The sequence below is a fragment of the Acidisphaera sp. S103 genome, assembly GCF_009765975.1.
Classification (GTDB): Bacteria; Pseudomonadota; Alphaproteobacteria; order Acetobacterales; family Acetobacteraceae; genus Rhodopila.
This window is the reverse complement of sequence record NZ_LMUJ01000069.1, coordinates 1-19,765: the sequence shown is the minus strand read 5'-3', so window position 1 is coordinate 19,765 and position 19,765 is coordinate 1. Positions and strand designations below refer to the sequence as shown.

At 65.8% G+C, this 19,765-nt stretch carries 24 protein-coding genes; 8 read left to right on the top strand and 16 right to left on the bottom strand.

Going from position 1 to position 19,765, the window contains the following annotated elements:
• The coding region (locus tag GSQ89_RS25020; protein WP_174254924.1) for a chloride channel protein at window positions 1-856 on the top strand (856 nt) is incomplete at its 5' end.
• 18 nt (window positions 857-874) lie between these two features.
• Here GSQ89_RS25020 and GSQ89_RS25015 read toward each other — a convergent pair.
• Window positions 875-1,300 carry a DoxX family protein gene (locus tag GSQ89_RS25015; protein ID WP_254073357.1) on the bottom strand — a complete coding sequence of 142 codons (426 nt, stop codon included), beginning with the start codon at window positions 1,298-1,300 and terminating at the stop codon, window positions 875-877.
• A 73-nt stretch (window positions 1,301-1,373) separates the two neighbouring features.
• Window positions 1,374-1,985 (bottom strand): FMN-dependent NADH-azoreductase, encoded by a 612-nt coding sequence (locus GSQ89_RS25010; protein WP_158930372.1) that lies wholly within the window; start codon window positions 1,983-1,985, stop codon window positions 1,374-1,376.
• A gap of 131 nt (window positions 1,986-2,116) precedes the next feature.
• On the opposite strand from GSQ89_RS25010, the gene GSQ89_RS25005 reads away from it, so the two are divergent.
• Window positions 2,117-3,034: a LysR family transcriptional regulator gene (locus GSQ89_RS25005; RefSeq protein ID WP_158930370.1), complete on the top strand. Its 918-nt coding sequence runs from the start codon at window positions 2,117-2,119 to the stop codon at window positions 3,032-3,034.
• A 67-nt stretch (window positions 3,035-3,101) separates the two neighbouring features.
• Here the strand turns inward: GSQ89_RS25005 and rpsI are convergent, their stop codons facing one another.
• Together rpsI and rplM are read right to left on the bottom strand one after the other, a co-directional pair.
• Complete coding sequence (rpsI, locus tag GSQ89_RS25000; RefSeq protein WP_158930368.1) at window positions 3,102-3,638, bottom strand: 30S ribosomal protein S9; 537 nt, start codon at window positions 3,636-3,638, stop codon at window positions 3,102-3,104.
• Between the two features lie 4 nt (window positions 3,639-3,642).
• Window positions 3,643-4,107 (bottom strand): 50S ribosomal protein L13, encoded by a 465-nt coding sequence (gene rplM / locus GSQ89_RS24995; protein WP_158930409.1) that lies wholly within the window; start codon window positions 4,105-4,107, stop codon window positions 3,643-3,645.
• Window positions 4,108-4,362: 255 nt separating this feature from the next.
• Between rplM and GSQ89_RS24990 the strand changes: the two genes are divergently transcribed.
• Entirely contained in the window at window positions 4,363-5,550 is a 1,188-nt protein-coding gene (locus tag GSQ89_RS24990) for a CaiB/BaiF CoA-transferase family protein (RefSeq protein WP_158930367.1), read from the top strand.
• A complete protein-coding gene (locus tag GSQ89_RS24985) occupies window positions 5,547-6,449 on the top strand; it encodes an alpha/beta fold hydrolase (protein WP_254073356.1) in 903 nt (300 codons plus the stop codon). The genes GSQ89_RS24990 and GSQ89_RS24985 overlap by 4 nt, the downstream gene beginning before the upstream one ends.
• 151 nt (window positions 6,450-6,600) lie before the next feature.
• On the opposite strand, the gene GSQ89_RS24980 is transcribed toward GSQ89_RS24985, so the two are convergent.
• The 5 genes from GSQ89_RS24980 to GSQ89_RS24960 form a co-directional block, all read right to left on the bottom strand.
• Window positions 6,601-6,858, bottom strand: coding sequence for a hypothetical protein (locus GSQ89_RS24980; RefSeq protein WP_158930365.1), 258 nt, complete (start codon window positions 6,856-6,858; stop codon window positions 6,601-6,603).
• A gap of 128 nt (window positions 6,859-6,986) precedes the next feature.
• The gene (locus tag GSQ89_RS24975) at window positions 6,987-7,523 is read right to left on the bottom strand and encodes a YMGG-like glycine zipper-containing protein (RefSeq protein WP_158930363.1); all 537 of its coding nucleotides are present in this window, start codon (window positions 7,521-7,523) and stop codon (window positions 6,987-6,989) included.
• Window positions 7,524-7,533: 10 nt separating this feature from the next.
• Window positions 7,534-7,830: a hypothetical protein gene (locus tag GSQ89_RS24970; RefSeq protein ID WP_158930361.1), complete on the bottom strand. Its 297-nt coding sequence runs from the start codon at window positions 7,828-7,830 to the stop codon at window positions 7,534-7,536.
• A gap of 78 nt (window positions 7,831-7,908) precedes the next feature.
• On the bottom strand, window positions 7,909-8,982 hold the full coding sequence (locus GSQ89_RS39405; RefSeq protein ID WP_158930359.1) for an HAD-IIIA family hydrolase: 1,074 nt from the start codon (window positions 8,980-8,982) through the stop codon (window positions 7,909-7,911).
• Window positions 8,979-10,277, bottom strand: a complete 1,299-nt coding sequence (locus tag GSQ89_RS24960; protein ID WP_174254923.1) for a hemolysin family protein — start codon at window positions 10,275-10,277, stop codon at window positions 8,979-8,981. Before GSQ89_RS24960 ends, GSQ89_RS39405 begins: the two co-directional genes overlap by 4 nt.
• Before the next feature lie 122 nt (window positions 10,278-10,399).
• Here GSQ89_RS24960 and GSQ89_RS24955 point away from each other — a divergent pair, with 122 nt between their 5' ends.
• The 4 genes from GSQ89_RS24955 to GSQ89_RS24940 all read left to right on the top strand — a co-directional run bounded on the left by GSQ89_RS24955 (window position 10,400) and on the right by GSQ89_RS24940 (window position 12,906).
• Window positions 10,400-10,852, top strand: a complete 453-nt coding sequence (locus GSQ89_RS24955) for a DUF3429 domain-containing protein (protein ID WP_158930357.1) — start codon at window positions 10,400-10,402, stop codon at window positions 10,850-10,852.
• 71 nt (window positions 10,853-10,923) lie between these two features.
• Window positions 10,924-11,271, top strand: a complete 348-nt coding sequence (locus GSQ89_RS24950; RefSeq protein WP_158930355.1) for a hypothetical protein — start codon at window positions 10,924-10,926, stop codon at window positions 11,269-11,271.
• 61 nt (window positions 11,272-11,332) lie between these two features.
• Window positions 11,333-11,953 (top strand): bifunctional 4-hydroxy-2-oxoglutarate aldolase/2-dehydro-3-deoxy-phosphogluconate aldolase, encoded by a 621-nt coding sequence (locus GSQ89_RS24945; RefSeq protein ID WP_158930353.1) that lies wholly within the window; start codon window positions 11,333-11,335, stop codon window positions 11,951-11,953.
• Window positions 11,950-12,906 (top strand): sugar kinase, encoded by a 957-nt coding sequence (locus GSQ89_RS24940; protein WP_158930351.1) that lies wholly within the window; start codon window positions 11,950-11,952, stop codon window positions 12,904-12,906. Before GSQ89_RS24945 ends, GSQ89_RS24940 begins: the two co-directional genes overlap by 4 nt.
• Before the next feature lie 186 nt (window positions 12,907-13,092).
• Here GSQ89_RS24940 and GSQ89_RS24935 read toward each other — a convergent pair whose 3' ends face one another.
• From GSQ89_RS24935 to rpmH, 7 genes are all read right to left on the bottom strand, one after another.
• Window positions 13,093-13,683, bottom strand: a complete 591-nt coding sequence (locus tag GSQ89_RS24935; protein WP_158930349.1) for a bifunctional 2-polyprenyl-6-hydroxyphenol methylase/3-demethylubiquinol 3-O-methyltransferase UbiG — start codon at window positions 13,681-13,683, stop codon at window positions 13,093-13,095.
• Between the two features lie 21 nt (window positions 13,684-13,704).
• Complete coding sequence (locus GSQ89_RS24930; protein ID WP_158930347.1) at window positions 13,705-15,816, bottom strand: hypothetical protein; 2,112 nt, start codon at window positions 15,814-15,816, stop codon at window positions 13,705-13,707.
• Between the two features lie 155 nt (window positions 15,817-15,971).
• Complete coding sequence (yihA, locus tag GSQ89_RS24925; RefSeq protein WP_158930345.1) at window positions 15,972-16,676, bottom strand: ribosome biogenesis GTP-binding protein YihA/YsxC; 705 nt, start codon at window positions 16,674-16,676, stop codon at window positions 15,972-15,974.
• Window positions 16,622-18,355: a membrane protein insertase YidC gene (yidC, locus tag GSQ89_RS24920; RefSeq protein WP_158930343.1), complete on the bottom strand. Its 1,734-nt coding sequence runs from the start codon at window positions 18,353-18,355 to the stop codon at window positions 16,622-16,624. Before yidC ends, yihA begins: the two co-directional genes overlap by 55 nt.
• Window positions 18,355-18,627 carry a membrane protein insertion efficiency factor YidD gene (gene yidD, locus GSQ89_RS24915; RefSeq protein ID WP_158930341.1) on the bottom strand — a complete coding sequence of 91 codons (273 nt, stop codon included), beginning with the start codon at window positions 18,625-18,627 and terminating at the stop codon, window positions 18,355-18,357. The genes yidC and yidD overlap by 1 nt, the downstream gene beginning before the upstream one ends.
• Window positions 18,624-18,986, bottom strand: a complete 363-nt coding sequence (gene rnpA / locus GSQ89_RS24910) for a ribonuclease P protein component (RefSeq protein ID WP_158930339.1) — start codon at window positions 18,984-18,986, stop codon at window positions 18,624-18,626. The genes yidD and rnpA overlap by 4 nt, the downstream gene beginning before the upstream one ends.
• A 25-nt stretch (window positions 18,987-19,011) precedes the next feature.
• Window positions 19,012-19,146: a 50S ribosomal protein L34 gene (rpmH, locus tag GSQ89_RS24905; RefSeq protein ID WP_158930337.1), complete on the bottom strand. Its 135-nt coding sequence runs from the start codon at window positions 19,144-19,146 to the stop codon at window positions 19,012-19,014.
• Window positions 19,147-19,765 lie beyond the last annotated feature (619 nt).

Genomic DNA, 19,765 nt, shown 5'->3' with positions numbered 1-19,765 from the left:
GCGCCGGCCCCGCCTGGAACTGCGCCGAGCCCTGGTGCTGGCTGGCGGCGCGGCGGGTGTCGCCGCCGCGTTCAACACGCCGCTCGCCGGTATCGTCTTCGCCATCGAGGAACTCAGCCACTCCTTCGAGGCCCGTACCTCCGGCACCGTGTTCACCGCCGTGGTCGTGGCAGGCGCGACGACGTTGGGGCTGGTGGGGAACTACACCTATTTCGGCCAGACCTCGGCCGTGCTGTCCAACGGAGCGGCGTGGCTGGCGGTGATCCTGTGCAGCGTGACCGGCGGCCTGGCGGGCGGGCTGTTCAGCCGAATGCTGCTGATCGCCGCCGGCGGTCTGCCGGGCTGGGCGGGCCGGATGATCATCCGCTATCCGGTGGGCTTCGCCGCGTTGTGCGGGCTGCTGCTGGCGGTGATCGGTTTTCTGTCCGGCGGGCATACCTATGGCACGGGGTATGCGCAGGCGAGGGGAATGGTCGAGGGACACACGATGATGCCGCCAACCTATGCACTGCTGAAGCTGGCAGCGACGGTGGTATCCTATGTCAGCGGCATTCCGGGCGGGATCTTCGCCCCATCGCTGTCCATCGGCGCCGGGCTGGGATCGGTGCTGGCGCCGCTGGTGCCGGCCGCGCCGATGGGGGCGATGATCCTGCTGGGGATGACGGCGTATTTCTCCGGCGTGGTACAGGCGCCGATCACCGCGACGGTGATCGTGATGGAGATGACCGCGAACCAGAACCTGATGATCCCACTAATGGCGACGGCGTTCCTATCCTTCGCCGTCTCCCGCCTGGTCTGCCGCCGGCCGCTCTACGGCGCGCTGGCTCGGCGGTTCCTGCAGGTGCAGGGCGGATGAAGGGAGACGGCCGACGATTCAGCCCAACCCGATCCTGCCATCCACGGAATACCTCCCCGCACCGGTCACGTACAGCAGCAAAAGTCCACCAATGATGCTGATATTCTTGTAGAAATTGATCAACGCCTCCATCTGGGCACCACCGCTCATGGTCCAGTACGGATGCCCGATAAACGCCGTCCCCAAAGTATAAAGCGCCAGCAACAAGGCCAACGGCCGCGTCCACACCCCGAACAGGATGGCCAACCCGACGAAAAACTCCATCACCACCGCCACGATCGCCGCGACCGCCGGCAGCGGCACGCCACCATGGGTGAAATAGCCCACTGTGCCTTCGAACCCGGTCAGTTTCCGCCAGCCGAAGATCAGGAACAACACCACCAGCAGAATGCGCGCGAGCAGGATCACCTGGTCGCGTATCCGTCCCGCCCCAAAATCGTTCACGGTCATACCCCTCCCGTTCATGACGAACGGTGTGCGAACCCCCGGAGGCGCCGCACACCATCCAAAGCGTTTCTCAGGCCGCGAGCGCCAGTATATCCCGTTTCGCACCGCTGACAGCCGCCTCGCGGGCGTCAGGCCCCATATTGACGCCCTCGGCCCGGATCACCGTCACGTCGGTCAATCCGATGAACCCCAGCGCGCCGCGCAGGTAGGTCTCCTGATGCTCCAGGAACGCCGCCGGCGTCTCCGGACCATACGCGCCGCCGCGGGAGGAAGCGATGAACACCTTCTTGCCCTTGGGTAGCAAGCCCTCGGGTCCGGCCGCGCCGTAACGGAAGCTTTTCCCAGCGATCAGCAGCCGGTCGATCCAAGCCTTCAACTGGCTGGGAACCGAGAAATTATACATCGGCGCGCCGACCACGATGATATCGGCGGCAAACAACTCCTCCAGCAGTTCGGCGCCGGTGGCAACATCGGCGGCCAGGTCGGCATCGAGCGGCACCGACCCCTGCCACGCCGCCAGATGCGCGCCGGAGAGGTGAAACGGCGCGTCGGCGGCGACGTCGCGATAGGTCACCTCGATATCCGGATGCAGCGTCTTCTGCTGCTCGACGATCCCGGCTGTCAGCATCCGGCTGACCGAGTTCGGTCCGGTAATGCTGGAATCGACGTGTAGAATCTTCATGAATGGCTCCTGTCACGAGGGACCGGCCGGCGGCCGGTCATCTTGATCCCGCATGTAGGACGTCCGGACATTGTTGCTCAGCCTATATATCCCTATGTGTCCCATCGTCCCAGCCGATAGGTGGCTCTCCCGTGCTTGACGGTCTTTCGCTCGACCAGATCCGAACCTTCATCGCCGCGGCGGACGCCGGCAGTTTCTCCGCCGCCGCCCGCCGGCTGAACCGAGCACAATCGGTGGTCAGCCAGACGATCGCGGGGTTGGAGGCGCAATTGCGCGTCGCCCTGTTCGACCGCACCGGACGCTATCCGCTGCTGACGGAACAGGGACGGCAGGTCCTGATCGATGCCCGCTCGATCGCCGCCGGCATCGACCACCTCAAGGCTCGGGCCAAGGGCATGGCGGGCGGTGTGGAACCCGAACTGTCGATCGTCGTCGATGTGATGTTCCCCATGCCGGTGCTGACGCGCTGCGCCGCTGCCGTGCGTGAGGCGTTCCCGACCACCCCGCTGCGCATCCATGTCGAGGTGCTGGGCGGTGTGGCCCAGGAAGTGCTGGACCGCAGTTGCGGCCTGGGCGTGATGGGATCGCTGGCGGTGGAGACTCCCGAACTGGTCAGCGAACGGCTGATCGGCGTGCGCATGGTGATGGTTGCCGCCGCCGGCCATCCGTTGGCCCACTATGCCGGCCCGGTGCCGACGGCCGAACTCGCCCGCCACACACAGCTTGTGCTGACCGATCGTTCGGACTTGTCGAAGGATCGCCAGTTCGGCGTGTTCTCGCCGCACGTATGGCGGCTGGCCGACCTGGGTGCGAAACATGAATTCCTGCTGGCCGGCCTGGGCTGGGGCGGGATGCCGCTGCACCGGGTCGAACGCGACCTGGCCGAGGGCACGCTGGTCCGGATCGAACCCGAGGACCAGCCACCGGAGGGCGTTGTGGTGCCGATCGCCGCCACATACAGAGCTGACTCGCCGCCGGGTCCGGCGGGACGCTGGCTGATCGACCAATTGCGGTCCACAACGGCGATGTGTCCCAGCCATTTGTCGTAGGACGCTGGACGGAGGGCAAAAAAAGAGGCGCCCGAAAGCGCCCCTTTTCGTCTCGATACAGCTCGGATCAGCGCTTGCTGAACTGGAAGCTGCGGCGAGCCTTCGCCTTGCCGTATTTCTTGCGTTCCACCGCGCGGGAGTCACGGGTCAGGAACCCGGCCACCTTCAGGATGCTGCGCAAATCCGGCTCGTAATACGTCAGCGCTCGGCTGATCCCATGACGCACCGCGCCGGCCTGGCCGGACAGTCCGCCGCCGCTGACGGTGCAGAACACGTCGAACTGGTTGTAACGATCGGCCACCAGGAACGGCTGCGTCAGCAGCATCCGCAGCACCGGACGAGCAAAATACTGCACGACCTTCTTGCCGTTTACGGTGATCTCACCCTTGCCCGGCCTGATCCACACCCGAGCGGTCGACTCCTTGCGGCGTCCCGTGGCGTAGGAACGGCCGAGTTCGTCGCGCTTCGGTTCCCGCTTCGGCTGCGTGGAAACCGGCGGCGGGATCGGCGTGCCGGTGGCTTCGGCCTCGGCTTCGGCGGCGGCCTGACGGGCGGACAGCGCCTCTTTCAGATCGGCGAGGGTGCCGGTTGGATTTCCTGACATCGGTTCAGCCCCTCTTGTTCTTCGGATTCAACGCGGCAACGTCCAGCGTCTGCGGCTGCTGGCCGTCATGCGGGTGTTCGGGGCCGCCATAGATGTGCAGGTGCTTCATCTGCTTCCGCTGCAGCGGGCCACGGGTGATCATGCGCTCCACCGCCTTTTCCAGCACGCGCTCCGGATGCTTGGATTCCAGCCGCTGGCGGATGGACCGGCCCTTGATGCCGCCGGCATAGCCGGTGTGGTAGTAGAAGACCGACTGCTCCGCCTTGTTGCCGGTGACGCGGACCTTGGCGGCGTTGACCACCACGACGTTGTCGCCGCAATCGACATGCGGGGTAAACTGCGGCTTGTGCTTGCCGCGCAGGCGGTTGGCGATGATGACGGCGAGGCGGCCGAGAACGACGCCTTCGGCATCGATCAGGATCCAGCCTTTCGTCACCTCCGACGGCTGGATGGAGGGCGTGAATTTCAGCATTGTGTTGCAAGTGTCCGTGGTTTGGAGCGGCGCGGGTTATGGCGGCCCGACCAAGGCTGGTCAAGCGATTTTATGTTGTGGTATTAAGATACCACATAAGTCCAAACCTCGATCAACCAGCCAAACCGCCGCCTGCAAGCCCGATGACAGACAAACATCGCGATGTGGACGAACGTATCCCGCGCGCCCCTCCGATTTGCACCCCCGGCCCGTGCCCCCATATCCTGCCCCAACCATCCCAGAGGAAATCCCATGCCCGGCCCCCTGCACGGATACCGGATCGTCGATCTGACTTCGATGATCTCCGGCCCGCTCGCCACCATGATCCTTGCCGACCAGGGCGCCGACGTGATCAAGGTCGAGAACCCCGAAGCCGGCGGCGACCACACCCGCGCCGCCAACAACGCGCGCAGTGGTTTTTCCGCCTCGTTCCTCAACAACAACCGTAACAAGCGGTCGGTTGCCCTCGACCTGAAGAACCCGGCGGCGCTCCAGGCCGTCCTGCGCCTGGCCGCCACCGCCGACGTCTTCGTGCAGAACTTCCGCCCCGGCGTCGCCGATCGCATGGGCCTGGGTGAGGACGCCGTCCGCGCGGTTGCGCCGAACATCGTCTACGTCTCCATCAGCGGCTTCGGCGAGACCGGCCCGTACGCCCAGAAACCCGTCTATGACCCGTTGATCCAGGGCGTTTCCGGCCTCGCCAGCATCCAGGCGGGATCGGACACCGAACGCCCCCGCCTGGTTCGCACCATCCTGCCGGACAAACTGACAGCGTATAACGCCGCCCAGGCGATCACCGCGGCGCTGCTGTCCCGCGAGCGAACCGGCAAGGGCCAGCACATCCGCCTGTCGATGCTGGATGCGATCATCGCCTTCCTCTGGGCCTCCGACATGGGCAGCCAGACGTTTGTCGGCCAGGACATTCCGCAGCAGGAAGCCGCCAGCTTCATCGACCTCATCTACGAAACCGCCACGACCCCAATCAGCGCCGCGGTACAGTCCAACAAGGAATGGGCCGCGCTGACCCGAGCGCTGGACAAGCCGGAATGGCTGGACGACCCGCGCTTCAAGACGCCGGCGCTACGCCAGCGCCACATCAACGACCGGCTGAGCATGACCCAGGACGCCCTGCGTACCCGCCCCGCGGAGGAGTGGCTGCAACGCCTGACTGACGCCGGCGTCCCCTGCGCCCCGGTGCTGACGCGGACGACGATGCTGACCAACCCGCAGGTCGTTGCCAACGGCATCGTCGTGGAAACCCAGCACCCCCACGCCGGACGGCTGCGCCAGGCACGCCCCGCCGCTCGGTTCTCCGAAACCCCGGCGACGATCCGCCACGGCGGCCCGGGTCTCGGCCAGCAAACGCGGGAGGTCCTGTTGGAACTCGGCTATTCGTCCGCCGATATCGAGGCCCTGACCATCAAGGAAAACGCCGGATGATCGGCCTCCAGCCCTCGCTCGCGCCCGCGACGTGGCGGCGAGCGGATCCCCGCAAGATCATGCGCCGGCTGCTCCCGGCCCTGCTTCTCGTCCTCGGCACTTTGCCGGCTTACGCGGCCGAACGATGGCAGACCCTTCCGCCGACACCCACCGCCATCCCGTCCAATCACGCCGGCCAGGCCCCGGTGAACGGTATCAGCATCCATTACGCGATCTACGGCCACGGCTCACCGGTGATTTTCCTGCACGGCGGCCTGGCCAACACCGACTACTGGGGCCTTCAGGTGCCTGCCGTCGCCGCCCATCACACGGTCATCCTGATGGACAGCAGGGGCCATGGCCGCAGCACCCGGGACCAGCGCCCTTACGGTTACGACCTGATGGCGGACGACGTCGTCGCCCTGATGGATTACCTGAAAATCCCCAAGGCCGACATCGTGGGCTGGAGCGACGGCGGCATCCTCGGGATCGACCTCGCATTGCGCCACCGGGACCGGATCGGCAAGGTTTTCGCCTTCGCGGCCAACACCGTGACCGCCGGCGTCATCGACGGTGTCGAGAAAAACCCGACATTCGCCGCCTTCATCCAACGCGCCGGCAACGAATACCGGGCCAACTCGGCCACCCCCGGCCAATACGACGCCTTCGTCGATCAGATCAGTAAGATGTGGGCGCAGCAACCGAACTGGACCGATGCGCAACTAAAGACGATCGACACCCCCATCCTCGTCGTCGACGGCGATCATGATGAGGCGATCAAGCGCGCCCACACCGAATACATCGCCGCTACGATCCCGCATGCCGGCCTGCTGATCCTGCCCAATGTCAGCCATTTCGCCTTCCTGCAGGACCCCGCCCAGTTCAACTTCGCCATCCTCCATTTCCTGGGCGACGAATAACCTGAGCCGCCGCTGAGGCCGCTCTTGATCCGTCATGGCCCGACTTTTGATTTCGTCATGGCCCGGCGTCACGTCAGTCCGGGTCATCTGATCCAGCACCGCGGCAAATGCCCCGGACCGGCACTCAACCATGACGCATCACCGCACCGGATCATTCCGCATACGCGTGATCGCTCCACGGCGGTGGTCCCAGGTCCAGGTGCCTCGCCGGCACCGCGGCACCGGACAGCGCACCAACACCGCCGCCGATCAGCGCGCCGGCAACTACCCCGACCGGACCGCCGACCAAGCCGATGACGGCGCCGGTTCCGGCTCCCGTCGCCGCGCCGCCGGTGGCACGGTCGGGTTCGCGGTGGCCGCATCCGGCCAGGCAACCCATCAGCAACAGAAGCAACGGTGCATGACGCATAGGATATGAACCCGTTCAAAGAGATGTCGCTCGATTCGCGAGTCACATATCCAACGATGCGTCCAACCCCGCATGCAAGCCACGACTCGCCTCTCCGCCGGCGCGTCGGGCCTTACATGTTCGTGATATCAGCGATAGTAGCCCGGCGGCGGCGGGTAGGCCGGCGCGTAACCCGGTGGCGCATAACCAGGCGGCGGCGGATAGCCGGGTTGTGCGTACCCCGGCGGCGGCGCGCCGGGCGGCTGATAGCCGGGCACCTGGTTGCCGCGGGCGTACATGCACTGCCCGTAGGCAAGATCGTAACGCTGCTGCAGATCATAGTTCGCCTGTGCGGCCGGTCCCGCGCCATAGGCGGTGCCGCCGAGGGCGCCAGCGCCCGCACCGATCGCCGCCCCTCGGCCACCACCAATCGCGGCTCCCAGGCCGGCACCCAGCAGAGTGCCCACGACCGCGGTGCCGACCTGCTGGTTGTTGGCCTGCTGCGCACCGCCCTGAACCTGGCTGGAGGCAAACTGCGTGCACGTGGCCTGATCGCTCTGGAAGACGCTGAACGGCTTGCCGGGCGCCGGCATCACCTGGAGCGTAGGCCCCATCGGTTCGGTCGCACACGCACTTAAAAACAGCAACGGCACCAGGATGGTGGCCGGACGTTTCAACGATCGCATCGGTGAGCCCCTATCTGCGTGATCCGGACGGCACCACTCGCCATGGCATCCGGCAGGTCGGAACATACGGATAAAATCCGGCGGGCGCATCACAGCGATACAAAAATGCCATCGGCGCCGGTCCCATGCGGTAGGGATCGATGGCGCGCGCCGGCAGCCGGCTCAGATGACGCCGTTCGCCACGATGCCCTGCACGCTGGTGCTGGTAGGGATCGCGGTCGTTGGTGGTGTAGCGGATGGTCTGCGCCAGCGCCCCGGGGACTGGCGACGCCAGCAGAGCGACAATGCAAAGACCGAACCGCCACATGAGCCTGATCCCCGTCGAATGTCCGGGCATCATCGCCGTGACGTCTTAAGAAGCCGTTAACGCGGCTCCCGAACGAAATCAGCCATGCCGGTCCAGGATCGGCCGCAGGAACGCCAGCAGATTGCCGCCGGCAAACAGATGGCCCGCCACGCCGGCCGCCGCCGCCGCCCGCATATCCGTCTCCTGGTCGCCGATCATCACCGCTCGGTTTGGATCCAGTTCCCAGCGCCGGATCAGGTCCAGCAGCATCCCGGGCAACGGTTTGCGCCAGGGATGCACCTGCCGGTAGGCATCCACCGTCCCATCCGGGTGGAACGGGCAGAACCGGGCGTCGTCGATCGTCCCCCCCGCGGCCCGAACCTGGCCGGCCATCCAGTCCAGCAGGTCGCGCACGGCGTCCTCGGTATACAGGCCGCGGGCGACGCCGGATTGATTGGTGACGACGAACACATGCCAGCCGGCCTGCGTGGCATAGCGAATCGCGTCCAGTGCGCCATCCACCCATTCGAACCGGTCGCGCGACCCGACATAGCCATGATCGATGTTCAGCACGCCGTCCCGGTCGAGGAACAGCGCCTTGCGGCACAGCCCGGCACCGGTCTCCGGCATCCCACCCCGGAGCAACACCGGACCGTCGTCCGAGCTGATCGTCGTGGTGCGCAGCAATCCCCTCGCCGACAGATCGGGCAGGACGTCGGCCTCAAGGGCGCAAACCGGCCGCAGATGATCCACCAGCGCCTTCCGGAACACGCCGACCCCAAGGTTCGTCGAATCATGGCGGCGCGCGATCCGTCCGACCACTTCGGGTGGATCGCCGGCCGCCTCGGCCAACAGCGTGGCAAGGTTCCAGTCGATCCCCGAATCGCCGTCGCACAGCAGAAACCGGTCATGAAGCCGATCGCGGACGTGGAACAAAGCACCGCCGGTCCCAACGCCGGCCGGCGGGTCCGACACCGCGATCCGGACCGGGCGGGGCAGGGACGCCCCGAGATCGGCCGGCACAGGACCAGCCAGCAACAGGGCATCGGTGACGCCGAAACGCGACAATGCCCGCAGCAACCATCCCAGGGACGACCGTCCCTCGACAATCCGAGACGCCAGCGCGGGATCGGCAACCCGCACCACACACTGGCGGACAGTCCCGCCGGTCATGCTTCCGCCGCCGGCTCGCGCCCGGCCATCACCTTGTCCACCCGGCGGCCATCCATCGCCAGGACCTCGAACCGCCAGCCACCGAACACGATCCGGTCGCCAACCGCCGGCACCCGCCGCAGCAGTGCCAGCAGCAGCCCGGCCAGTGTGTGATAACTGCCCTCGGCTGGCAGATCGGGCAGGTTCATCCGAGCCTTGAGCTCGTCCATGGGAGTCATGCCGTCCAAAGTCATGGTGGCGTCGCCCTCGGGACCCGGCACACCTTCCTGATGCTCCGGACCGGACGCGTCGCCGACGATCGCCTGCAGCACGTCGGCGGCGGTTACCACGCCCTCGAAACTGCCATATTCGTCCATCACCAACGCCAGCCCCAGCACGTCCGCCTTCAATCGCTCCAGCGCGTCCAGCGCGCTGATGGTATCGGGCACCACCATCGGCTGCCGCAGGCTGGCGCTGACCGACAGTTCGCCGCCGCCCAGGATGCGGTCCAGCAGGTCCTTCGCCTGCACCACCCCCACCACATTGTCGATCGACCCGTCGCACACCACGAACCGCGAGTGCGGCGCTGCTTTCAGCGCGGCGATGATACCCTTGGCGGGATGCGTCCGGTCGATCCACGCCAGTTCCGTCCGCGGAGTCATGATCGCGCGCACCGGCTTGTCGGCCAGCCGCAGAACGCGCTCGATCATGTCGCGCTCCTCCATCTCCAGCACGCCGGTCTGCGCGCCCTCGATCAGCAGCGCCTTCAGCTCCTCCTCCGTCACCGACTGGCGGGACGCGTGGCGCAGGCCGAACAGCAGCAGGATGCCGTCGGACGATTTCCCCAGCAGCCACACCGCCGGCGCGACCAGGCGTGACAGAATGGCGATCGGCCGGGCAACCCGGATCGCCATCATCTCCGGCCCGCGCAGTGCCAGTTGTTTGGGCACCAGTTCCCCCAGGACCAGGGTCAGGTAGGTGGTGACGATGACCACCACGGTCAGCGCCAGCTCCTCGGCAAAACCGGCGATGGACGGAATGGTTTCCAGCCAGGCCTGAAGATGCGACGCCAGCCGGGCACCGCCGAACACGCCGGTGAACACGCTGACCAGGGTGATCCCGACCTGCACCGTCGGCAGGAACCGCTGCGGATCGTCGGACAGGCTGCGCGCCGCCGCCGCCCCTTTCACCCCCTTGCGTTCCAATACCGCCAGCCGGGCGCGCCGGACCGATACCAGCGCCAGCTCGCTGAGCGAGAACAGCCCGTTCACCACGATCAGCAGCAGGATAACGACGATTTCAAAGCCGATGGTCATGGGGATTCCGGACGGCGGAGGAGCATGTTCAACACGAATTGCTGCGGTCTATCATAATTCGCCCCCACCCATGAGAGGGGGCATGCGTTAGAATCGCCCGAGGAGTCGCCCCAGGAGTCGTCATGCCGGCCATGGTCATACCGCTCAGCCTGCTCGGACTCGTGCCATTCATCGTCTTCGCCGGCGGCGCCGTCGGCCGCGACCTCGCGGATCATCTGCTGTTCGCGCTGATCGACTATGCGGCGCTGGTCCTGGCCTTTTCCGGAGGCGTCCACTGGGGGTTGGCGCTGTCGCCGGACGCGGCGCGGCCGTCGATGCGCCTCGGCGGCGGCGTGCTGCCGCTGATGGTGGGCTGGGTCGCCCTGGTGCTGGGACAACTGGTGGCGCCATGGGTGGCACTGGCGATCCTGATCGCCGGCTATCTCGCCACCGTGCTGACCGAACACCGTGCGGCCCGGCGGTCGCTGGTCCCCTTGCGCTACGTGTGGGTCCGCTGGGGGTTTTCACTGGTGGCTGTGGTCATGATGGCGATGGTGCTGATCCTGCGGGGCCTGGGTCAGACCATTGTATTCTAACAATTTCTAGCCTCGGGTGGTCGTTCATGATTTATTAACCACTGCCTGATTTTTGACCGGAGTGCCCGCCCGTGACCACATCGACTGTCTCCAACACCGCCGCGGTCGAAGCCGTTCCGCCGACGGCAACCATCATCCCGTTCCCCGCCCGCCCGAAACCCGAGGCACCCGCGCCGCAGGAGCGGCTGGCCCGAGCCCTGGAATCGCTGAACGCGGCGCTGGCGGATCAGAAGGTTGCGGTCGCGGCGTGGCGCGACGTGCTGGGTGAGCTGAAAGCGACCACCGCCGGCCTGGACGACAGCCTGCAACATTATCGGGCAACCCTGCGGACGCTGGGCACCAGCGTCTCCGCGCTGCGGTCCAGGGCCCGCTCGCTGGAGCAATGGGCCGACGGCGTGATGGCTGCCGCGACGGACTGAACCGATCCGTCTTGCGCTCTGCCCCCTCCGCCTGCTTCGTTGCACACGGAGGATTTCCCAGATGTCCCAAACTGACCTGATCCAGCAATTGCGTGCCGCCCGGGTTGTTCCCGTGGTGCGGACCAGTTCGGCGGATCATGCCGCGACCGCCGTGGCATGGCTGCGCGAAGCCGGTATCCGCATTTTCGAGATCACCATGACCATTCCCAACGCCGTCGCCCTGATCGGCCGGTTGTCGCGGGATGCGGACCTGCTGGTCGGCGCCGGCACCGTCCCGGATGCCGCGACCGCACAGGCCTGCCTGGATGCCGGTGCGCGCTTCCTGGTCGCCCCCTGGGTCGATCCGGCGCTGTCCGACCCCTGCCGTCGCGCCGGAGCCGCCCTGATGCTGGGTGCCCTGACACCAACCGAGGTGCGCGCCGCCCTGGCCGCCGGCGCCGACGTGGTCAAGGTGTTTCCCGCCTCCTCGGCTGGCGGCCCCGGCCATATCAAGGCCCTGGCCAGTGTCTTCCCCGGCGTCGCGTTCTGCCCCACCGGCGGCGTGGAGCCCGGCAACGTCGCCGCCTATTTGTCCGCCGGCGCGGCATTTGTCGGCATGGGCGGTGCGCTGGTGGACGAAAAGCGCATCGCCGCCAACGACAAGGCCGCGATCCAGGCCGCCGCCCGAGCGGTACTGTCATGACCGCCGATCTGCTGTGCATGGGTGAGCCGATGCTGGAGTTCAACCAGCTTCCGCCGAACCCCGACGGCACCCGGCACTATCTGGAAGGCCACGGCGGCGACACCTCCAACGCCGCCATCGCCGCCGCCCGTCAAGGCGCCAGCGTCGGCATGATCACCGCGCTGGGCCAGGACATGCCCGGTGACAGTTTCATCCGTCTCTGGCAGCGCGAGGGCGTCGATACAACAACCGTGCAGCGGACCGATCGTTACCAGACCGGCGTGTATTTCGTAACGCACGACCAGGACGGCCATCACTTCCTGCACTATCGGACCGGTTCGGCGGCGGCGATGTACGCGCCGGCGGATCTGCCGGTGACCGCGATCAAGGCGGCCCGCATCCTGTATGTGTCGGGGATCAGCCAGGGGATCTCGACCTCGGCGTGCGACGCGGTGTTCAAAGCGATCGACGTGGCAGCGGCCAACGGCGTGGCAATCGCCTACGACACCAACTACCGGCCCCGCCTATGGCCACCGGCTCGGGCCGCCTCGGTGATGCACGCGGCGATGGCACACGCGGACTATGCCATGCCGGGGCTGGAGGATGTGCGCACGCTGACCGGCCTGACCGATCCGGACCGGATGCTGGATTTCTATCTGCGGCTGGGCTCGAAACTGGTACTGCTGAAGATGGGCGAGGCAGGGTCATATCTCGCCACGGCGGACGCAAGGATGCTGATTCCGGCGCATAAAGTCGTGCCGGTGGACGCGACCGGGGCAGGGGACACATTCTGCGGATCGTTTCTGGCGCGGTTGCTAGGCGGAGACGACCCGCAAGCCGCCGCGCGCTACGCCAGCGTGGCGGCAGCGCTGAAGTGCCTGGGGTATGGCGCGGTAGGACCGATTCCCACGGCGGCACACGTATGGGAAGTTTTGGATGCTCAGGGCGCCAGTCGCCGAAATGGCGTAAGGTAATATCAACCGCCGTCAACGCCGACTGTTGCTTCGCCGTGGCAGTCAATTCGCCATGGCAGTTAATTCGTCATGGCCCGGCGTCAGTCCGGGCCATCCGCCCCAGTAAGATTGCTGGATCACATGGCTCGTATCCCGCCGGCCCAAAACCCGAAACAAGCACCACCATATCGCCCAAGCACCACCCGATCAGCCAGCCTTCCGCGCAACGACTCGCCGAACCAGTTTTTCCGAGGAACGACTATCCAGTTGTTCGTCCAAAAGAACAACTGCCGACCCCAGTCCCTGGAACACCAGCGCCGGATCGAACGCCGCGTAAAGCCGCCCATGGTCATCGCGCCGGTCGACGCCTTCGGTGACGCGCCAGCTCAGATACAGCGTGCCCCCGGGTTCGAGGATCGATATCAGCCTGCCAACCGCCGGCACGATCATCGCGGCGTCCAGGTGCATGATGACCGTCTCGCACAGCACATTCGCGAAACCGTTGTCCGCGATCCCCGCCAACCCGGGCAGCACCGCCGGCTGGAAGCGCAGACCGGGATGCAGCCGGCGTGCTTCGCCGAGCAGCCCCTCGGAGGCATCGTACCCGACCGCCGGGAAGCCATGCGCGTTCAGCCAGGCGGTGTCACGGCCACTGCCGCAACCGATATCGGCGGTCGGGCCGGACTTGAAGAAGCGGCGGATCAAGGCATGCAGGTCGGTCGGTGCCGGTTGCTCGTCCCATTCCCGGGCGAACGCCGCCGCTTCGCGGTCGTATGTGGCGCGCGTTCTTTCATCCATGGCGCGAGTCCCTCCAGGCTGTCACCAGCCGCCCAGCAACGTCGCCCGCACCGTCTGCATGGCGATGACGGCCATCATCGGGATCGCGCCGATCGGCCCATCACCGGCCAGCCCATGGGCCACCAGCATCAGATCCCTGGCCTTGACCTGTTGCTTGGCCTCGCTCACGGCCCGCGACCACAGCGCCATCATCAGGAACCGCTCCGCCCAGTCCGCGCGCTTCGGCGGCAGGATATCGGTCATCACCAGCGCGACCATCCCGATCCGGTCGGTGCGTGGCAGCTTCGCCAGGGTCTTCTGGACCATCGGTCCATCCTCGAACCAGGAACTGAATGCATCATCCTTCGACATCCAATCCAGCCCATGCGCGAGACCGGCCTCGACCGCCTCCGGCGAGCGGTCCCCGGCGTCCAGGGTTTCGAACAGCCGGTCCGCCTCGGCCTTGATATCCAGCCGGCGGTCCTTCCATTCGGCCCCCCCGAACAGTTCCGCCATTTCCAGCAGCAGCGTCGGCGGCACGTTTTCCTGCTCCACCGCGGTGCCGATGGCATGCTGAACCATCGTATCGATGAACGCTTTGTCGACGGTGAAGCTGGACGCCTGCATCTTCGCCTCCCGCAGCAGCTTGTTGATCTTGCCGCGCGTCAGGTCGTGATCCGCCCAGGTGTCCACGACGCCGACACCCAGCCGGATCAGCAAGCCGCCGAAAAATCCCTTCTTGCCGGGACAGCCAACGGCGAAAAGGCTTTGCGCCCCCGATCCGTCGATCGTCGAGGCGTGGAACTCCAGGCCGGGAACGGGCGCAGGCCAGGCACCGATCTCGACCCCCGCGAGCCTGGCCTTGCGGATCGCGGCATCCAACGGGGGACGATCGCCGGCCGGAATCCAGTTGCGCAGGGCGATCGCACGCCGCAGCGTATCCGGCGACATCGTTTCGGGATGCGCGGTCTGCTCCAGCGCCCCCGCCGCACCCTTGCGGACCGAGGGGTCTTCATCCAGCAGCATCAACGGCACCGCATCGCGCAACGTCTGATGCGGCGACAGCGCGAGTTCGGTGGCCATGAAACCGCGCAGTGTCGCCGGCAACATCGCGCCGGCGTTTTGCAGCGCATAAATCACCTCGAACGGCGACGACACCATCTTGGCGAGTTCGTCCATGAAGCCGCGCAAGGTGCGCATCATCTGTTCGGGCGGTCCGTCGTCGTCATCGGGCTTGAAACCGGCCTCGGCCAGTGCGGTCAGCACGGAGTCGGACAACGGCACGCGGGCCTCGGTCAGCGCGTTGCACATCATGAACCAGTCGTCCCGCGGGATCGTCGCCTCGTTGCCCAGCACGACCAGGCGGTCGAGGAACGCGTCGATCATGTCGCTTGCCCATTCCCACCCACGATCCTGGCGATAGCGGACGAATTCGAGCTGCAGCGCCAGCAGGACCTGGTAGGCGAGGATCAGTGCCTCATCGTGCTTGGCGGCACTGGCGGCCCCGATCAGCGCCTCCACGATCACCGGCAGGACCTGCGGCGTCTCCTCCAGCCAGCTACGGTCTTCCGCGGCGATATCGGCGGCTGGCTTGCGGGCGATGCGCTTGGCAATCGCTTTGACGCGATTCCGGTCGAGCGGCGTGGCGTCCGGCGGTTCCGTCGGATCGTCGCCGATCAGCGGCACCTCCTCATCGTCCTCGTCGTCGAGGCCGTCGATAAAACCGGCGAATTCCTCGTCGTCGAGGCCGGGTCCCTCGATCTCTTCAATCAATTCCTCCACCGCGACTTCGATGGTCTCGGAGTCGCCGGTCCGCTTGACCCGGGTCTGCCGCAGTTCCTCGGTCTCAAAGCTCCAGGTGCCTTCGACCGTTGCCTCGAATGCCGGATGCACGAACCCGACACGGAAATGGGTCCATGTCCGCAGCGCCTCGATCCGCAGCTCGCAGGCGCCGTCGGTCAGTTCGATCGTGTCGTCCTCCAGCAGGACCCCTTCGGTGCCGGCGGCCCGGTTTGCCGACAGCCGCTGCTTGTAGGCCTGCTCCTGGCCGGGATCGAAGAAGTGCTCGCTCAACAGCATTTCGGCCACAAGGATCAACGACTCATCGATCCCGTCGGGCTCCGGCGCGGGAGGCGTGGTGGTGCGTTTCGCCATGATTGCTTCCCTTCTGGTCCGTCGACCCGCCCTAGCAGGCCGAGTCGGACGTCATCCTACCTCAGCCGGACAAACGTCCGACGGGCCGGCGCGTTGAAAAAGGCTAGACCATTTTCCGGTCGGCGGGAAACCGATGCGCCCGGCCGACGACGGGCCTAATCCACCAGCGATGCCAGTTCCGCCCGCAGCGCGGCGATGCCGTCGCCGGTCTCGCTGCTGGTGCACAGCACATGCGGGAACGCAGCCGCGTGAGCCGCCGCCAGCACCTCGGTTTCCTGGATTTTCCGACCCAGTGCCGCGGCCTTCACGCTGTCGGCTTTGGTCAGCACCAGTTGGAACGTCACTGCCGCCCGATCCAGCAGGTCCATCACGTCATGATCGGCCTGCTTGAACTCGATACGAGCATCCATCAGCAGCATGACCCGGCGCAGGGTCGGCCGGCCGCGCAGGTAGTCGAACATCATGCCCTGCCAGTCGGCCTTGATGTCCTTGGACGCCCGCGCATAGCCATAGCCCGGCATGTCGACCAGCGTCAGCCGGCCGCCCAGGTCGAAGAAATTCAATTGCCGCGTGCGTCCCGGCTCAGACGATGTGCGCGCAAGCGAATTGCGCCCCGTCAACGCGTTCAGCAACGACGACTTACCGACATTCGATCGCCCGGCGAACGCGATTTCAGTGCCCGCCAGCGGCGGCAACTGCTCCAGCTTCTGGGCGCCGAAGAAGAACCGGCACTCGGCCGCGAACAACAGCCGCCCTTTTTCGAGGGCGGCTTCCTGCTCCTGCTCGGCGGTCAATGGCTCCGCGATCAAGTGCGGGCCAGCGACGGTTTGGCCAGCCTTGTGCGGCGCTGGATCAGCCATTGTTGCAGGACCGACAGGGTGTTGTTCCAGCTCCAGTAGATGATCAGCCCGGCCGGGAACTTCGCCATCATGAAGGTGAAGATGATCGGCATGAACTTGAACAGTTTCGCCTGCATCGGATCGGGCGGCGGCGGATTCATCATCTGTTGCAGGAACATGGTGAATCCCATGATCAGCGGCCAAAGCCCCATATGCAGCAGCGGGCTGTACACCGTGGGGTCGAACGGCAGCAGTCCGAACAGGTTGAACACATTGGTCGGATCGACCTGGGACAGATCGTGGATCCAGCCGAAGAACGGTGCCTGCCGCATCTCGATGGTGACGTAGATCACTTTATACAACGAGAAGAACACCGGGATCTGCACCACCATAGGCAGGCAGCCGGAGGCGGGATTGACCTTCTCCGCCTTGTACAGCGCCATCATCTCCTGCTGCATCTTCTGCGGGTCGTCTTTTAGCCGAGCCCGCAGCGCGGTCATCTTCGGCGCCAGCAGCTTCATCTTGCTCATGGAGCGGTAGGAGTAGTTGGCGAGCGGGAAGAACAGCCCCTTCACACAGACCGTGAACACCATGATGGCGAGACCAAAATTCCCCAGCAGGCCGTTCAGCCAGTCCAGCGCGAAAAAGATCGGCTTGGTCAGGAAGTAGAACCAGCCGAAATCGACCGCCTTGTCGAAGTTGGGGATGTGGAGCTGGCTCTCGTAATGGTCCAGCAGGTTTACGACCTTGGCGCCGGCAAACACGTGACTGACCGTCGTGACATCGCCATTGGCCGGCGCGGTCAACGGGGCGGTTGCGACGTAGTCGACCTGGTAATGGTCGCCGTGATCCTCGATATGGCGGAAATTCAGCTTGGAAGCCAAGGCCTGGTCGGGGATCAGCGAGGTCAACCAGTATTTGTCGGTGATGCCTGCCCAGCCGCCTGTCGAGGTTGCCTCGTAAGCGATGCCGCCTTTCTTGTCGCCCTCGGACTTCGCGCTGGCGTATGTGGTTTCCTTCAACGTGCCGTCGACGACGCCCAGCAGGCCCTCGAACAGCACGTAATAACTGGAGACTTGCACCATGTTGTCGCGGCGGATGCGCGACCAGGGGAACAGCTTCACCGGCTTGCCGGTGGCGTTCTTCACTGTCTGATCGACCGCGAACATGTAATTGTCATCGATCGTCAGGCCGATCTGGAAAGTCAGGCCGGCGCCGTTGTCCCACGACAGCGTGACCGGCTTGCCCGGCGCCAGCGTGTTGGAAGACGCCGTCCAGATCGTGTCGTTACCCGGCAGCTTGACGGTTTCACCCGCACCACCGGTCCAGCCATACTGAATGTAATAAGGGTGGGCCGTCGACCGCGGCTCCAGCACCCGCACCAGCGGCGACTCCGGCGAGATTTCCTCGTGGTAGTCCTTCAGCACCACGTCATCCAGTTTGGCACCCAGCAGGTCGATCGATCCCTCGACCTTCGGCGCATCGATCTTCACGCGTGGCTCGTTGGCCGATTCAGCCGCCGGCGCGGGCGGCACACCAGCGGCGGGCGAACCTTCGGCCGGCGTCGCCGTGGCGGGCTGCTCGGTTTGCGCGATCTGCCGAGGTGGCGGTTTCGGCAGATGCGGCGCGACCAGCATCTGGAAACCCAGCAAAATGGCCAGCGATACCGCGATCGCCAGGAAAAGCCGCTTCTGGTCCATCAATGCCCCATATTCCGGTCGACCCCATCCTCGTCCAAGCGAGGCACCGGATCGACGCCACCTTCATGCCACGGGTTACAGCGCAGGATACGCTTCGCCGCCATCACCGTTCCGCGCGCCGCGCCATGCACGCGCAACGCCTCGACGGCGTATTCGCTGCAGCTTGGCCAGAAGCGGCAGTTGGCGCCGATGAACGGACGGATCGTCCATTGATAGACCCGTACCGCGCCAATTCCGACCTGGGCCGGCCCAACCTGAATCCCACATGTCATACGCCGGTTCTTTCCAGCGCGCGCCTGATATCGCCTTGCAGCGCGGTGAATTTTCGAGCCCGTGTGCTGTCCCGTCCGATTAGTACAAGATCGGCCCCGACAACCTGCCGTTCCGCCAGCAGCAGCCTGGCCGCCTCTTTCAGCCGCCGCCGCGTGCGATTGCGCACAACGGCATTTCCGACCTTCTTGGTCACCGTAAAGCCGAGCCGAACGGGTTCGGTATCCGCACGTGCCAGGGCCTGCAACACGACACCCCCGACGGCGGCTTTCCGGCCCGACGACGCCACGCGCAAAAACTCCGGCCGCCGCTTCAGGCGTCCGGGTTTCGCGGCGGTGCAAGAGGGCTTCCGGGCTGGCATGAACGGCACACCAGCGGTTCGCGCGTCAGGCGGACAGCTTCTTGCGGCCCTTGGCGCGGCGATTTGCCAGAACCTTGCGACCACCCACCGTCTCCATGCGGGCACGAAATCCATGCCGATGCTTGCGGACCAGCTTCGACGGTTGATAGGTACGCTTCACGACTACTCTCCGAAAACCTTGTGAACGGCGACCATGATGTCCCGCTCTCTTGCAAGCACACCAACGGGTGCGCCTGCAAAGGCGACCCGCCGGGAGGGGCGGCTTATACGGACGCCGCCCCGGTTCGTCAATCGCCGCATCACCCGCCTCCGCCGTCAGACGCCCCCGCCGTTCCCCGCCCGTTCGCTGTCATGGCCCGGCGAAGTTGTACAGACCGGAGTCAAGCCTGACAGATGTTCGGAGACCTTCCTGACAGGTGCGATGTTGCCTTTGGGATCAAAAACGGTCGAATAGCCGGCTGGAAACCACCGCTGCCGATTCCCCAGTGCAGTTTTCTTGTTCGGCTTCACAGAGCCGTTTCCTCGTCCCGGCCTGCATTCTTCGGGGCCTTGCGCGCGGCGGCGGTCAAGCCTGGCGTCAGCCACCGCGAAGCGGCGCGCAGCGGGCTTGAGGGTGGCCGCGCGCAAGGCCACGCTGATGCGTGCCGGGCAGGACCCGGCAGGTTCAACGCATTCTGTTGGACACCATGCCGTCACACCGTAACCAAACCAGCCGAGCGGTCCGAGACCTTCCTGACCGCCGCGGTTTTGCCGGCCTGGTCGCGCAGATCGACTTCGGC

Coding starts and splice junctions, on each gene's coding strand:
- GSQ89_RS24990 (WP_158930367.1), top strand. CDS start 4,363: ATGCCCGGCCCCCTGCACGGATACCGGATCGTCGATCTGACTTCGATG.
- GSQ89_RS24975 (WP_158930363.1), bottom strand. CDS start 7,523: ATGCGATCGTTGAAACGTCCGGCCACCATCCTGGTGCCGTTGCTGTTT.
- GSQ89_RS24940 (WP_158930351.1), top strand. CDS start 11,950: ATGACCGCCGATCTGCTGTGCATGGGTGAGCCGATGCTGGAGTTCAAC.
- yidC (WP_158930343.1), bottom strand. CDS start 18,355: ATGGACCAGAAGCGGCTTTTCCTGGCGATCGCGGTATCGCTGGCCATT.
- rpsI (WP_158930368.1), bottom strand. CDS start 3,638: ATGTCAGGAAATCCAACCGGCACCCTCGCCGATCTGAAAGAGGCGCTG.
- GSQ89_RS24980 (WP_158930365.1), bottom strand. CDS start 6,858: ATGCGTCATGCACCGTTGCTTCTGTTGCTGATGGGTTGCCTGGCCGGA.
- GSQ89_RS24960 (WP_174254923.1), bottom strand. CDS start 10,277: ATGACCATCGGCTTTGAAATCGTCGTTATCCTGCTGCTGATCGTGGTG.
- yihA (WP_158930345.1), bottom strand. CDS start 16,676: ATGGCTGATCCAGCGCCGCACAAGGCTGGCCAAACCGTCGCTGGCCCG.
- yidD (WP_158930341.1), bottom strand. CDS start 18,627: ATGACATGTGGGATTCAGGTTGGGCCGGCCCAGGTCGGAATTGGCGCG.
- GSQ89_RS24985 (WP_254073356.1), top strand. CDS start 5,547: ATGATCGGCCTCCAGCCCTCGCTCGCGCCCGCGACGTGGCGGCGAGCG.
- GSQ89_RS24930 (WP_158930347.1), bottom strand. CDS start 15,816: ATGGCGAAACGCACCACCACGCCTCCCGCGCCGGAGCCCGACGGGATC.
- GSQ89_RS39405 (WP_158930359.1), bottom strand. CDS start 8,982: ATGACCGGCGGGACTGTCCGCCAGTGTGTGGTGCGGGTTGCCGATCCC.
- GSQ89_RS24935 (WP_158930349.1), bottom strand. CDS start 13,683: ATGGATGAAAGAACGCGCGCCACATACGACCGCGAAGCGGCGGCGTTC.
- rnpA (WP_158930339.1), bottom strand. CDS start 18,986: ATGCCAGCCCGGAAGCCCTCTTGCACCGCCGCGAAACCCGGACGCCTG.
- GSQ89_RS25010 (WP_158930372.1), bottom strand. CDS start 1,985: ATGAAGATTCTACACGTCGATTCCAGCATTACCGGACCGAACTCGGTC.
- GSQ89_RS24945 (WP_158930353.1), top strand. CDS start 11,333: ATGTCCCAAACTGACCTGATCCAGCAATTGCGTGCCGCCCGGGTTGTT.
- GSQ89_RS24970 (WP_158930361.1), bottom strand. CDS start 7,830: ATGTGGCGGTTCGGTCTTTGCATTGTCGCTCTGCTGGCGTCGCCAGTC.
- GSQ89_RS24955 (WP_158930357.1), top strand. CDS start 10,400: ATGCCGGCCATGGTCATACCGCTCAGCCTGCTCGGACTCGTGCCATTC.